The organism is Microbacterium sp. SD291 (assembly GCF_017355365.1).
In the GTDB taxonomy this organism is placed as follows: domain Bacteria; phylum Actinomycetota; class Actinomycetes; order Actinomycetales; family Microbacteriaceae; genus Microbacterium.
This window is the reverse complement of sequence record NZ_JADIJR010000008.1, coordinates 16,563-29,189: the sequence shown is the minus strand read 5'-3', so window position 1 is coordinate 29,189 and position 12,627 is coordinate 16,563. Positions and strand designations below refer to the sequence as shown.

At 70.4% G+C, this 12,627-nt stretch carries 15 protein-coding genes and 1 pseudogene; 6 read left to right on the top strand and 10 right to left on the bottom strand.

Features of this window, described 5'->3' with window-relative positions:
* Positions 1-7: 7 nt before the first annotated feature.
* Positions 8-808 (top strand): alpha/beta fold hydrolase, encoded by an 801-nt coding sequence (locus tag IPV10_RS06320; RefSeq protein ID WP_207481653.1) that lies wholly within the window; start codon positions 8-10, stop codon positions 806-808.
* 124 nt (positions 809-932) lie between these two features.
* On the opposite strand, the gene msrA is transcribed toward IPV10_RS06320, so the two are convergent.
* Positions 933-1,469 carry a peptide-methionine (S)-S-oxide reductase MsrA gene (gene msrA, locus IPV10_RS06315; protein ID WP_207481651.1) on the bottom strand — a complete coding sequence of 179 codons (537 nt, stop codon included), beginning with the start codon at positions 1,467-1,469 and terminating at the stop codon, positions 933-935.
* Positions 1,466-1,966, bottom strand: coding sequence for a peptide-methionine (R)-S-oxide reductase MsrB (msrB, locus tag IPV10_RS06310; RefSeq protein ID WP_207481649.1), 501 nt, complete (start codon positions 1,964-1,966; stop codon positions 1,466-1,468). Before msrB ends, msrA begins: the two co-directional genes overlap by 4 nt.
* 164 nt (positions 1,967-2,130) lie before the next feature.
* Here msrB and IPV10_RS06305 point away from each other — a divergent pair, with 164 nt between their 5' ends.
* Complete coding sequence (locus IPV10_RS06305) at positions 2,131-3,048, top strand: DUF808 domain-containing protein (RefSeq protein ID WP_207481640.1); 918 nt, start codon at positions 2,131-2,133, stop codon at positions 3,046-3,048.
* Between the two features lie 13 nt (positions 3,049-3,061).
* Here the strand turns inward: IPV10_RS06305 and IPV10_RS06300 are convergent, their stop codons facing one another.
* Positions 3,062-4,048 carry an aldo/keto reductase gene (locus IPV10_RS06300; RefSeq protein WP_207481638.1) on the bottom strand — a complete coding sequence of 329 codons (987 nt, stop codon included), beginning with the start codon at positions 4,046-4,048 and terminating at the stop codon, positions 3,062-3,064.
* Between the two features lie 144 nt (positions 4,049-4,192).
* Here IPV10_RS06300 and IPV10_RS06295 point away from each other — a divergent pair, with 144 nt between their 5' ends.
* Entirely contained in the window at positions 4,193-5,389 is a 1,197-nt protein-coding gene (locus IPV10_RS06295) for a hypothetical protein (RefSeq protein WP_207481636.1), read from the top strand.
* Between the two features lie 19 nt (positions 5,390-5,408).
* Here the strand turns inward: IPV10_RS06295 and IPV10_RS06290 are convergent, their stop codons facing one another.
* Genes IPV10_RS06290 through IPV10_RS06280 form a run of 3 tightly spaced genes read right to left on the bottom strand, consistent with a single transcriptional unit; the run spans position 5,409 to position 6,795 of the window.
* A complete protein-coding gene (locus tag IPV10_RS06290) occupies positions 5,409-5,786 on the bottom strand; it encodes a PIN domain-containing protein (protein WP_207481634.1) in 378 nt (125 codons plus the stop codon).
* Positions 5,783-6,037, bottom strand: a complete 255-nt coding sequence (locus IPV10_RS06285; RefSeq protein WP_207481625.1) for a ribbon-helix-helix protein, CopG family — start codon at positions 6,035-6,037, stop codon at positions 5,783-5,785. The genes IPV10_RS06290 and IPV10_RS06285 overlap by 4 nt, the downstream gene beginning before the upstream one ends.
* A gap of 17 nt (positions 6,038-6,054) precedes the next feature.
* Positions 6,055-6,795 carry a hypothetical protein gene (locus IPV10_RS06280; RefSeq protein WP_207481623.1) on the bottom strand — a complete coding sequence of 247 codons (741 nt, stop codon included), beginning with the start codon at positions 6,793-6,795 and terminating at the stop codon, positions 6,055-6,057.
* 142 nt (positions 6,796-6,937) lie between these two features.
* On the opposite strand from IPV10_RS06280, the gene IPV10_RS06275 reads away from it, so the two are divergent.
* From IPV10_RS06275 to IPV10_RS06265, 3 genes are all read left to right on the top strand, one after another.
* Positions 6,938-7,483: an N-acetyltransferase family protein gene (locus IPV10_RS06275; protein ID WP_307861075.1), complete on the top strand. Its 546-nt coding sequence runs from the start codon at positions 6,938-6,940 to the stop codon at positions 7,481-7,483.
* A 121-nt stretch (positions 7,484-7,604) separates the two neighbouring features.
* Positions 7,605-8,978 (top strand): phosphotransferase, encoded by a 1,374-nt coding sequence (locus IPV10_RS06270; protein ID WP_207481622.1) that lies wholly within the window; start codon positions 7,605-7,607, stop codon positions 8,976-8,978.
* Between the two features lie 37 nt (positions 8,979-9,015).
* Positions 9,016-9,672: a histidine phosphatase family protein gene (locus tag IPV10_RS06265; protein WP_307861074.1), complete on the top strand. Its 657-nt coding sequence runs from the start codon at positions 9,016-9,018 to the stop codon at positions 9,670-9,672.
* 6 nt (positions 9,673-9,678) lie between these two features.
* On the opposite strand, the pseudogene IPV10_RS06260 reads toward IPV10_RS06265, so the two are convergent.
* The 4 genes and pseudogenes from IPV10_RS06260 to IPV10_RS06245 all read right to left on the bottom strand — a co-directional run.
* Positions 9,679-10,050 (bottom strand): annotated as a pseudogene (locus IPV10_RS06260) (dihydrofolate reductase family protein); the annotation flags it as partial.
* Between the two features lie 44 nt (positions 10,051-10,094).
* Positions 10,095-10,790 carry a hypothetical protein gene (locus IPV10_RS06255; RefSeq protein ID WP_207481617.1) on the bottom strand — a complete coding sequence of 232 codons (696 nt, stop codon included), beginning with the start codon at positions 10,788-10,790 and terminating at the stop codon, positions 10,095-10,097.
* A 9-nt stretch (positions 10,791-10,799) separates the two neighbouring features.
* Positions 10,800-11,714, bottom strand: coding sequence for a hypothetical protein (locus tag IPV10_RS06250; protein WP_207481615.1), 915 nt, complete (start codon positions 11,712-11,714; stop codon positions 10,800-10,802).
* Entirely contained in the window at positions 11,711-12,616 is a 906-nt protein-coding gene (locus IPV10_RS06245) for a hypothetical protein (protein ID WP_207481613.1), read from the bottom strand. The genes IPV10_RS06250 and IPV10_RS06245 overlap by 4 nt, the downstream gene beginning before the upstream one ends.
* Positions 12,617-12,627 lie beyond the last annotated feature (11 nt).

Here is a 12,627-nt window from a genome sequence, read left to right as displayed (position 1 = left end):
TGAGAGGATGGCAGCCCCTCTCTCCGACCTCACCGTCATGCCGGACCCGCAGCAGGTGTACGCAGCGGACGGCACACGCCTGGCCACGTACACGTGGGGCGACGTCGACGCCCCCGTCGTGGTCATCGTGCACGGCTTCGCCTCGAACGCCCGCGACAACTGGGTGCTCACGGGCTGGGTGCGCGACCTCACCCGCGCCGGCTACCGGGTGCTCGCGGTCGATCAGCGGGGCCACGGTCAGAGCGCGAAGCCGCACGAGTCGACCGGCTACGGCATCCGCACCCTCGCCACCGACGTGGAGACCGTCATGGACCAGTACCTCGTCGATGACGCGTTCTACGTCGGGTACTCGCTAGGCGCCCGCGTCGGCTGGGAGGTGGTGCGCGACCTTCCGCACCGGATCGGGCGGGCGGTGCTCGGCGGCGTGCCAGACGGCATCCCGCTGGCACGCCTGAATCTCGAACAGGTGCGCGCGTTCGTCGACGACGGCATCCCCGTCGAGGATCCGACCACCCAGAACTACATCGCCCTCACCGAGCGGGTCCCGGGCAACGACCCGCGCGCCCTGATCGCGCTGGCCGAGGGGATGCGCGCGTCGCGCATGATCGACCCCGACCCGACGAACGCCCCCGAGGCGCCGACGCTGTTCGCGACCGGCTCGAAGGACGGCATCATCGAGGGTTCGCGCGCCCTGGCATCCGCCGCGCCGAACGGCCGGTTCTTCGAGATCCCCGACCGCAACCACTTCAACGCCCCGGGTTCGCGCGCGTTCCGGGAGGCGGCGCTGGAGTTCCTCGCGCACGGGTGAGCGCGGCGTGACCGCAGGGCCCCGCCGACCCTGAGGGCCGACACGCCAGATGTCGGACGGACCACGCAAGAGGGGCCGACACGTGGCGTGTCGGCCCCCGGAACGTACCGCGTGCGAACCCGGCCTAGACCTCCGCGCGCTTCGGCAGCACCCAGCCCGCCCGCGGGAAGTGGCAGGTGTAGCCGTTGGGGTAGCGGATCAGGTAGTCCTGGTGCTCGGGCTCGGCCTCCCAGAACGGGCCCTCGGGCTCGATCGCGGTGACGGCTTTCCCGGGCCACAGACCCGAGGCGTCGACGTCCGCGATGGTGTCGCGGGCGACCTCCTCCTGCTCGGGGCTGAGCGGGAAGATCGCCGAGCGGTAGCTCGAGCCGATGTCGTTGCCCTGGCGGTCGAGGGTCGACGGGTCGTGGATCTGGAAGAAGAACGCCAGGATGTCGCGGTACGTCGTCTTCGTCGGATCGAAGACGATCTCCACGGCTTCGGCGTGGCCGGGGTGGTTGCGATACGTCGCGTGGTCGTTAGAGCCGCCGGTGTACCCGACGCGGGTGTCGAGCACGCCGGGCTGGCGGCGGATCAGGTCCTCCATGCCCCAGAAGCATCCGCCGGCGAGCACGGCGGTCTCGGTCCCGGGGGTTCGGGTGATGGTTCCGGTGTCGGTCATGACTGCTCCTCAGCGATGTCAGCGTTGCGGGTGGTGTCGGTGGTGCCGGTGCTGTCCGGGAAGAGGTGACGGTAGTGACCGTACCCCTCCTCCTCCAGCTTGTCAGCCGGGATGAACCGGAGGGCCGCGGAGTTCATGCAGTAGCGGAGCCCGCCGGCCTCGGCCGGGCCGTCGTCGAAGACGTGCCCGAGGTGGCTGTCGGCGCCGGTGGAGCGCGCCTCCGTGCGCTTCATCCACAGCGTACGGTCCGTGCGCGTGGTGACAGCATCCGCTCCGATCGGCCTCGTGAAGCTCGGCCATCCGGTGCCGCTGTCGTACTTGTCGGAGGACGAGAACAGCGGCTGCCCCGAGACGACATCGACGTAGATGCCCTCGTCGTGGTTGTTCCAGTAGGCGTTGCGGAACGGCGGCTCGGTGCCGTCCTCCTGGGTCACCTCGTACTGCGCGTGGGTCAGGCCGCTGACGGCCTCGGGAGTCCTGCGATAGTCGTTCGACATGATCTGTCTCCTTGTCCGGCGCCGCTGGCTGCGGCGTCTCTAAGGAGAACGGATGCCGGTCCCGTTTTGGTCCCGTGGGGCTGTGAGCGGGCTGTGAGTTTCGGCGGACTCGGTAGTCTGGCAGTTCCGCACCATCGAATGCATCGAACTCCGGGGGAACGCACATGTCGGTTGGACTCCTCGCCGTCGTCGACGACATCCTGAGCGCCGCGATGAAGGCCTCCGCCAAGGCCGCAGGCGTGGTGATCGACGATGCCGCCGTCACCCCGCAGTACGTGCAGGGCATCACGCCCGCACGCGAGCTGCCGGTGGTCGGCAAGATCGCGCTCGGGTCGCTGGCGAACAAGTTCCTCATCATCATCCCCGTCGCGCTGCTGCTCACCGCGTTCGCGCCGTGGGTGCTGCCGTACCTGCTGATCGTCGGCGGCACGTACCTCTGCTTCGAGGGTGCGGAGAAGGTGCTGGAGTGGTTCGGCGTGCAGCACGGTCACGCCGACGAGGGCGCCCGCGACGAGAAGCGGCTCGTGCTCGGTGCCGTGCGCACCGACCTGATCCTGTCCACCGAGATCATGCTGATCTCGCTCGCGAGCCTCGACAAGGGGCTCGACATCTGGACGACCCTGGCGATCCTCGCCGTGATCGCCGTGACGATGACCGTCGCCGTCTACGGCGCGGTCGCGCTGCTGGTGAAGATCGACGACATCGGGCTGCGGATGGCGAAGAGCTCCGACAAGCGGGTCAGCCGCAACGGCACCCGCCTCGTGAACGCGATGCCGGCGGTGTTCCGCTTCATCAGCATCCTGGGCACGGTCGCGATGCTCTGGGTCGGCGGTCACCTCGTCCTGGTCAACCTCGCCGAGGTCGGCGTGCACTTCGGCGCCGACATCCTGCACGGCATCGAGCACGCGCTCGAGCCGCTCGGCGGCGTGATCGTCTGGATCGGCGACACCCTGTTCTCGGCGATCGCGGGCCTCGCCATCGGCCTGCTCATCGTGGGTGTCGTGCTCGGCATCGGCCGGCTGTTCGGCAAGCGCATCGAGTTCCACGAGGGCGAGCAGTCTCCCGAGAGCGTGCACGCCTGACCCGAGGGGCGCGTCAGAGGCCGACCGCGCGCATGCCCGCCTCGTCGTAGCGCTCGCCGACCACGCCGATGCGGTCGACCAGCGCGTTCAGGTCGGCCATCTCGTCGGCTGACAGCGCCACGGCGGTGGCCCCGCTGTTCTCGTCGATCCGCTCGCGACGTCGGGTTCCCGGGATCGGGACGATGAACGGATGCTGCGCCAGCAGCCACGCCAGGGCGACCTGTGCGGGGCTGGCGCCGCGGTCTGCGGCGAGCGCGCTCACATGATCGACGATCGCCTGATTGGCGCGAAGGCTCTCCGCCTGGAACCGCGGGATCTTCGAGCGGATCTGATCGGGCGCGAACGTCGAGTCCGCGGTGAGGGTGCCGGTGAGGAACCCCTTGCCGAGCGGGCTGAACGGCACCAGGCCGATGCCGAGCTCGGCGAGTGCGGGCAGGATCTCCTCCTCGGGGTCGCGCGTCCAGAGTGAGTACTCGCTCTGGAGCGCGGTGACGGGGGTGACGGCGTGCGCGCGCCGGATCGTCGTGGTGCCCGCCTCGGAGAGTCCGAAGTGGTGCGCCTTGCCCTCGCCGATCAGCTCGCCGACCGTTCCCGCGACGTCCTCGATGGGCACGTCCGGGTCGACCCTGTGCTGGTAGAGGAGATCGATCGCGTCGACGCCCAGGCGCTGCAGCGATCCCTCCACTGCGCGGCGGATCTGCGCGGGGCGGGAGTCGGTGCCCTGCGAGCGCCCGTCGCGGATGTCGAAGCCGAACTTCGTCGCGAGCACCACCTGCTCGCGGATCGGCGCGATGGCCTCGCCGACGAGGATCTCGTTGTCGTACGGCCCGTACACCTCGGCGGTGTCGATCAGCGTGACGCCCTGCTCGACGGCATAGCGGATGACGCCGATCATGTCGTCCCGGTCGCCCGGGTTCGGGCCGTAGCTCTGCGACATCCCCATAGCGCCCAGCCCGATCGCCGACACTTCCAGTCCCTGGCCCAGCTTCCTCACGTGCATGTCGCTCTCCTCTGGCTCTGCGGCGTCGCCCCGTCCGGCGTCGCCGCTCTGCACGCCAACGTATTCGCCCGCGCCCTCGCCTGCCAGGCTCCGTCAGAACCCCCTTCGTCGTGCGGGCGTTCGCCTGCCGGTATCGTCGGCATCATGTCCTCCGCCACCCCGCAGCTCAGGAGCGCCAAGCGCGACGCCGACCGCTGGTTCCGCGAGCAGGGCCTGCCGACGTTCGTGCCGCTGCGGCGCTGGTTCACCGACCTGCCGCGGCGGGTCGCGCCGCTCGTCGCCTGCGTGACGATCGTCCGCTTCCTGATCGAGCTGTTCGACGCCGGCGTCGACGTGACGCTCGCGGCCTTCGGCGACGACGAGTCCGTCGTCGCCGTGCTCGTCCTGCTGCTGCTCGCGCTGGCGGTGGTGATCGCGTGGGGCGGGTACGCGCTGATGCGCGGGATGCTCCGCCGACTGCCGATCGGCACCGGCACGATCGTCGCCGTCGCCGTCATCCTCGTCTGCGCGTCCGCGATGATCGCCGCCGGCTACCTCATCCACCGCGACGCCACCGTCGGTCCGGTCCTCCAGTCGCTCGGCATCCTCGCGGTCTGCGTGCTCGTCACCGGGATGGGCGGCGGCGCGCTGATCTCCTGGGCGTCGCGTCTCGCGGTGCGCAACGCGTCGGCGATCGGGCACATGGCATCGATCGCCCTGCCGGTGATCCTGATGCTCGTCGTGTTCGCCTTCTTCTCCGCCGAGGTGTGGCAGATGGCGTCGGCGCTGCATCCGGGTTCGCTGGCCCTGGTCGGCCTCGTCGTGGGGGTGCTCGCGGTCATCATCGTGCTGCGGGTGAGCGCGTCCGAGCTCGACGACGACGGCCATGCGCCCACGCCGGAGCAGCGCGCCGCGCTGCTGATCGACACCCCGGCGGAGCATCGTGCGGCAGCATCCGACATCCGGCAGCCGCTGCGGCTCCCGCAGCGCGCCAACATCCTGCTCGTGATGACGTTCGCGCAGCTGCTGCAGGCGCTGTTCTTCGCAGCTCTCCTGTACGCGCTGCTGATCACGATCGGCAGCGTCGCCATCCCGTTCGGGGTGGCGGAGCTCTGGGTCGGCACCGGCAGCGACACCATGCCGCTGGTCGTGGAGAGGCTCGTCGTCGGCGGGGAGGAGCTGCCGATCACGGTCAACCTGCTGAAGGCCGCCTCGCTGCTCTCGCTGATCGCGACGCTGCCGTTCATCTTCTCGGCCGTCAGCGAGCCGCGGTACCGCGAGCGCTTCTTCGATCCGATCATGGCCGACCTGCGCCGGGCGATCGTGGTGCGAGACGCGCTGAGCCCCGTCACGAAGCGGTGAGGCACGGAGGCGAGCCCACTCAGTACGGCGCGACGAGGCCTTCGACCATCGGAAAGTGCTTCACGTTCCGCGTCAGAAGCTGAGCGTCGAGCAGCGCCGTCGTCGCAGCGACGATGAGGTCGGCCGCACCGATCCCCGAGAATGCCGGAATCCATCGCCGGCCGAGCGCGCTGGCGAGCTCGGCGACCTGGCGGTCGACCGGGTGCCAGACGATCACATCCAGCAATGGATCGATCTCCTTCAACTCGGCGTCCCGGATCAGCACCAGCAGCTCCGTGCGCACGATCTCGCTGGAGTGGAGCTCACCACTGAGGGCCGCGTTCTGGAGGGCTTCTCGCGCCTCGCGCATCCCTCGCGTGTGATCGATCAGCACCGACGTGTCGATGACGCTGATCATGCGAGCCCGGCGATCCGGTCTCCCGAGCGCAGCCGGTTCACGAGCTCGCGCCCGTCGGCATCCGTGGCGACGACGCCGAACGTCGCGTCCAGCGCAGCCGCGACCCGATCGGTCGCGCCGGCTCCCCCGTAGGTGGCGTGTATCGCGTCACGGATCAGCGCGCTCATCGACAGGCCGGTGCGCCGCGAGACCGCGTCGAGCGCGCGCCGGTCCTCGTCACTCAACGAGATCTGCGTTCGGGTGAGGGGCATGATGTAAGAATCATACATCATCGCTTGACATCATGACGGACCCAGGCCGGCTGGTGAGATCCGATGTGGAACAGCATTCCTGCGGCCTCGGCGTGGTCAGGATCGATGCGCAGCGCCTCGGACAGGTATCCCACCCCGAGTGCTCGCTTGCCCTGCGCCCACATCAGCCAACCGAGAGCGCAGAATATCGAAGGCCGCAGCGGATCGACGGCGAGCGCGGAGCTCCTGCGCAGCAGCGCCACGGCGGTGGCGATCCGGGCCGCGTCGGGTTTCCGGTCGATCTCTCCCAGGAACAACCGCAGGGGGATGTCGCGTGGGATCTCGTCCGCCGACGCCAGAGCTTCGATGTACTCGTCGAGGCTCAGGCCCCGTCGCTCGGCCCTGTTCGCCAGCCGCGCGATCTTGCGGAACTGCGCCTCACCCGCTCGTCGCCCGAATGCCGCCTGCAGAGCCAGCGATTCCGGGATCGACGGGAAGTTGAGCATCACGATCAACTGAGCGTGGAAGCGGATGCCGACGGTCGCCCGAGGGTCGAACAGCGTCTCCACGATCGGCACGATGAGTTCGAGCACCTCGGCGCGCGTGAGCAGGCCGTCGCCGCTCAGGAGAGGAGCACACCGCGCCAGCTCGGCGGTACCGACGAGGATCTCGATCGACGGGAGCCCCGCCGCCATCCTGGTGATCTCGTCGCATGTCTCGTCGCGTTCGGCATCCGATACGTCGGGCAGATGGATCAGGGGCGCTGAGGTCGATGACATCCTGCGAGCCTGGCGCGAAGCGAGCCTGCAGATTCTCTCCAGTCCGCGTTCGACCGGGTTCTGTGAACAACTCCTCCTCCGGTGCCGATGTGCGGGAACAGTGAGTGAGGAGGGAGGCGGGCCCTTCCTGATACCGTCATCCGTGCGCCACCCGACGGCGCGGATGCAGGAAGAGAGCCCCGTGCAGATCAGGGATGCCGAGAGCGCCGACCTCGAGACGATCACCGCGATACACAACGACGCCGTGCTGAACACCACGGCGATCTGGAACGAGGATGCCGTCGACGTGGCCGACCGCGCCGCCTGGCTGGCCGAGCGCACCGGGCGCGGCTTCCCGGTCATCGTGGCCGTCGACGACACCGGCGTGCTCGGCTACGCGACCTTCGCGCAGTGGCGTCCGCACAGCGGCTACCGGCACACCGTCGAGCACTCCGTGTACGTCCGCGGCGACCAGCGCGGCCGCGGGGTCGGGAAGGCGCTCATGGCCGAGCTCATCGGCAGGGCGCACGCCCTCGGCATCCACGCCATGATCGCCGGCGTCGAGAGCGGCAACGCCGGCTCCGTCGCCCTGCACGAGAAGCTGGGCTTCGCGGTGGTCGGCCGCATGCCGGAGGTCGGCGCGAAGTTCGGCCGCTGGCTCGACCTCACCTTCCTGCAGCTCACTCTCGACGATCGGCCGGCGCCGTGAACCTGCGCGCCTCGACGTGACGGCGCCGATCGCGATCCTGGAGCAGCCGGAAGGCCGCTGAAAGCCGCGCGCGCGACGCCGGCAGTCGACACCGGGCCTCCCGCGGCCCTACTGTCACGGTATGGATAGCACCCTCGCCTGCCTCACCGAGTGGATGCCGCGTCAGCGCTGGTACTCCGCGAAGGGGCGGGAGCCCGAGCTGGAGATCGTCGCAGCCTGGGATCTCTCGGCCCCGCCGGCGGCCGCAGCCGAGCGGGTCGTCGTGACGACGCTCCTCGTCGCGGATCGCGGCGCCCGGCCGGTCGTGCTGTACCAGGTGCCCGTCGTCGCGCGGCCCACATCGGCCGTCGATCCGGACGGCGCGCACGTGATCGGCAGCCCGGAGCCGGGCACCACCCTCGTCGACGGGCCGCACGACCCCGCATACGCGGGCGCGCTGCTGCGCCTGGTGCTCGAGGGCGGCTCCGGCGACGGCGAGCGCGCCTGGGCGCATGGCATTCGCGCGGCATCCGCCCCCGCCCTGGCCGGCGCCGACGGCTACGTGTCCTCTGTGCTCAGCGGCGAGCAGTCGAACACGTCGATCATCTTCCGCGACGGGGCGGGCACGCATCCGATCATCTGCAAGGTGTTCCGTCAGCTGCATCCGGGCGTCAACCCCGACGTCGAGCTGCAGACCGCCCTGGCCGCCGCCGGGTCGACGCACGTGCCCGGCGCCGTCGGCGCCGTCTCCGGGACGTGGGCCGGCCCGGTGCAGGGCGAGGTCGTCGAGGGCTCGCTCGCCTTCGCCCAGGAGTTCCTGCCGGGGGTGCAGGACGCACGGGTCGTTGCGCTGCAGGCGGCGACCGAGGGCGAGGAGTTCTCCGGCCGGGCCCGCGACCTCGGGGCCGCGACGGCCGAGGTGCACCTGGCGCTGGCGCGGCTCTTCGGCTCCTCGCCGGCGACCGGCGCCCAGCGCGACGCCATCGCCGCGAGCTGGCGCCGGCGCCTCACGATCGCCACCGAGGAAGTCCCCGTGCTGGCGGGCGCGCGCGACGCCATCGCCGCGGTCTACGAGCGCGCGCTGGAGGGCGAGTGGCCCGGCCTGCAGCGGGTGCACGGCGACTTCCATCTCGGGCAGGTGCTGTTCCAGCCGGGTCGCGGCTGGCTGCTGCTCGATTTCGAGGGCGAGCCGATGCGCCCCATGGCCGAGCGCCGGATGCCGGATCTCGCGATCCGCGACGTCGCCGGCCTCCTCCGGTCGTTCGACTACATCGCCGGGTCGATCGGCGCGGACCGGCCGGATCTCGCGGCCGACGTCATCCGGCAGTGGACGGATGCCGCCCGCGCGGCGTTCCTCGATGGCTATGCCACGGCATCCGGCGCCGACCTCGACGCCCACCGCGCGCTGCTGGATGCGCTCGAGCTCGACAAGGCCGTCTACGAGGCGATCTACGAGACGCGCAACCGCCCGGACTGGCTGAGCATCCCGCTGCAGGCGATCGAGCGGCTCGTCTGAGCACAGCCGGCGGTATCCGGCGCGGTACCGTAGCCCCGTGGATGCTCCCGACCCGCTGCCCGACCGCCCTGCTCCCGACAACCCGCAGGGCAAGCTCGTGCTGCTCCGGCACGGCGAGACGGAGTGGTCGCGCACCGGCCGGCACACGGGGCGAACCGACATCCCGCTGACGGCGCACGGCGAGGAGCTCGCTCGTGCGGCGGGCGCACTGGTGCGCGACTTCGACTTCGGCCTGATCCTCAGCTCGCCCCTGCAGCGGGCGCGGCGCACGGCGGAGCTGGCCGGTCTGGACGCCGAGATCGACCCGCTGCTGATCGAGTGGGACTACGGCGGCTACGAGGGCCGCGCGACGAAGGAGATCCGCGCCGAGCTCGGCTACGACTGGACCGCCTTCGCGCACGGCGTGATCCGCGGCGACACCCCGGGCGAGACCGTCGAGGAGGTCGCCGCGCGCGCCTCCCGCGTGCTCACGCGGGTGCTGCCGGCGATGGCCGAGGGCGACGTGGCGCTCATCGCGCACGGGCACTGTCTGCGCATCCTCACGGCCGTGTTCCTCCGGCAGGCGCCCCGGTTCGCCGCGCAGATCAGCCTGGACGCCGGTTCGGTGTCGGTCCTCGGGTTCTCGCGCGAGCAGCCGGCGATCCTCGCCTGGAACCACGGGCCGGAGCTGCCGCAGAAGCCGTCCGAGTCCTGAGGCGGGTCAGCGCCCCGGCGGCCCCTTCAGCACCGTCGGGACGTACTCGAGCAGTTGGATGCTCATGTCGAAGGTGCGCGCCTCCACGAGGTCGAGCTTCACGTCCGGGTAGCCGGCGAAGATCCGGTCGGTGCCGGTCTTCCCGGTGATCACGGGGAAGATCCCGACGCGGTAGCGGTCGACGAGCCCCGCCTCGAGGAGCGACCGGCACAGCGCGATGCTGCCGATGGTGCGCAGCGGACGGTCGGACTCCTCCTTCAGCCTGCGCACGTACTCGACGGCATCCTCACGCACGAGGACCGAGTTCTCCCAGGTCAGCGGCTCGGCGAGGGACGAGGAGAACACGTACTTCGTGATGCCGTCAAGCACGTCGGTGCCCGGCTCGCCCTCCGGGCCCGAGGGCGACGGAACCCCCTCGGCGTTCACCCGCGGTCGGCGACGACCTTCACCGAGATCCTGCGTCCGTCGGCCGGGGTGCGGCGCGGCGCCACTGGGCGCGGGCGGTCGTCGGGCGCCACGAGCGTCGCCGACACGGAACCGCCGTCGGCGAGTTCGACGATGAGCGGCTGACCGGCGTCCAGTGCAGCCTTGCGCGGCTGCCGGCCCCTTTTCCCGGAGACGAGCCGCACGGGCTCCTTCGGGATGCTCGGGTGTCCTCCGCGCTTCGGGTAGGCGACGACGACCTCGCCCTCGACCGCACCGCCGAGCCGGTACGTGCCCGGCCGCAACAGGACGAAGGCGACGAGATCGCCGGCACCGAGGCGCCTCGTGTCGAAGAGGGGCTCGGCGTCGTCGCCGGTGCGGATCAGCGCATGATACGGCCCGTGGCCGCTCTCGACGGAGAACGTGAGCAGCCCGCCGGGCGCGACGACGACCTCCCCGCCGCCGGCCTCCCCGCAGCCGCATCCGGGATCCTCTCCGGCGACGGCGAGATCGACGGCGGCCGACTGCGGGCCGGACTCGTCGACGACGAGAGTCGCGACGCGGACGGCGAGCCGGCCGGCGCAGACGAGCTGGTAGCGCCCCGGTTCCTCGACCACTCTGTGCGCGACCGAGTCGAGCACGCCCAGCGCGGCGCTGTCGCGGTCGATGTGGGTGATGAGCTCCTTGCGGAACATGATGTCCTCCTAGGCTCCGAAGTCGGCGGTGAGGGTCAGTTCGGTGTCGTCGATGCCGACGTCCAGTGCGTCGATCGGCACGAGGACCGGCAGCAGCGCGCCCTCCGCCTTCTGCACCGGATACGGCGTCTCCACCGCGTACAGGGGGAACTCCGACGCGATCGCGTCGGCGATGGCGCCGGCCACGATCTTCCACAGGTCGAAGTCGGTCCCCAGGATGTCGAGCAGCCACTCGCCGATGTCGTCCGGCAGGTCCAGCGCCCACCTCACGATGTCGATGAGGGCGCCGAAGGGCGCCAGCAGGAGATCGACGAGCCAGTCCGGAAGCGGGCTGAGCAGCGCCTCGAGCGCTCCGACGATCGCATCCTCCAGCAGATCGCCGACCGTGTCCGCGATGTCCACGATGTCGAGGTCGACGGCGTCGGGATCGAGGTAGAGCTCCCAGTGGTGCGGCGTGCCGCCCTCGTGGGCGGTCAGGTCGGAGACTCCCGCCGGCCGTGCCGGGTTCGGCGTGAACCTCAGGTCGGGACGCGCGTCGAAGGTGACCTCGGAGACGAGGAAGGACAGGTCGATCGTCGGCTTGATGTCGGGGTCGTCCTCGAAGAGCGTCACCGGCCCGATCGACCAGACGCAGCCCTTGATCGGGACCCACAGCAGGCAGATCCTCGGGATCAGCGCAATCGTGGGGATGTCGATGCCGACCCAGGCGTCGAGCGTGTCCCACACCACGTCGAGCTCCTCGACGTGGACGACGCCCGGCCGCAGGTCGACCTCCCCGCGCTCGAGATGCAGCGCGATGTCGTATCCGGCGGAGAACGGGCCGTAGTCGGCGCTGTCGCTCTTCGCGAAGGAGAAGCGATCGCGCGCGCTGGCGAAGAGCGCCTTGACGACCCGCTCGTTGAGGGCCACTGTGATGTCGCTCATGGCGCCACCCCCGCATTCACGTAGATCTTGACCTGGTCGTCTTCGACGGCAGGGTTGTGCGGAGCCGGGTTCGTTCCGCCGATGGCGGGTTCGATCGTGACAGCGCCGAGGCTGTCCGTCGCGCCCAGCGTGTAGCCGCGCAGCTCGAAGGAGAGCCGCGGCAGCAGCACGAGCTTGATCACGGTGCGCGCGTAGCACTCGATGATCGACTCGAGCGGATCGGGCGCGATGTCCACGAGTTCGAGCCCCTGGAGCTCCAGCTGCACGCGGTGCCGGCCCGAGCGCTCACGATGCACGAACCTGCCGACCACGAACGCCTCGAGGCAGAAGCAGGTCAGTCCGTCCGTGGGGACCGGGATCAGCGGCTTCTCGGGTTGTGGCCGGCGTTCGTCCTTCGCCTCGTGCTCCTCCCGCTGCTCGCGGTCGTGGCTCGCCTCGCGGTCGTGGCTCGCCTCGCCGTCGAGGATGTCGATGAGCCGTCCGCCGAGGTCGTCGAGCAGTTCCTCGAGGCGCCGGGACGGGCATCCGAGTCCGAAGCACGCCCGCAGCCGCAGGGCGAAGTGCTGGGGATCGAGAGCGCCGCCCAGCTCGGGCGGCAGCCCGAAGACGCCGCCCGGATGGAAGTCGATCTCGAGATCGGTCAGCTGCAGCGACCAGTTCATCCCGAACGGGGTCGTCGGGATCGGCAGCGGCCGCTCCACGGAGACGATCGGGAGACCCCGGTCGACGATGTCCGCGATCACGTCCGGTTTCGAGCACAGCCGCTCGAACGGCTCCTGTGCGACCCAGCTCGTGCCGTAGTTGACCAGCGTCGGCCGGTACCGCGCGAACCATCGGACGATCTTGTTGAATCCCGCCTCGTGCGCGGCCGCGTAGACGTCGGAATGATCTGTCAGTGCCATCTTGCACCTCC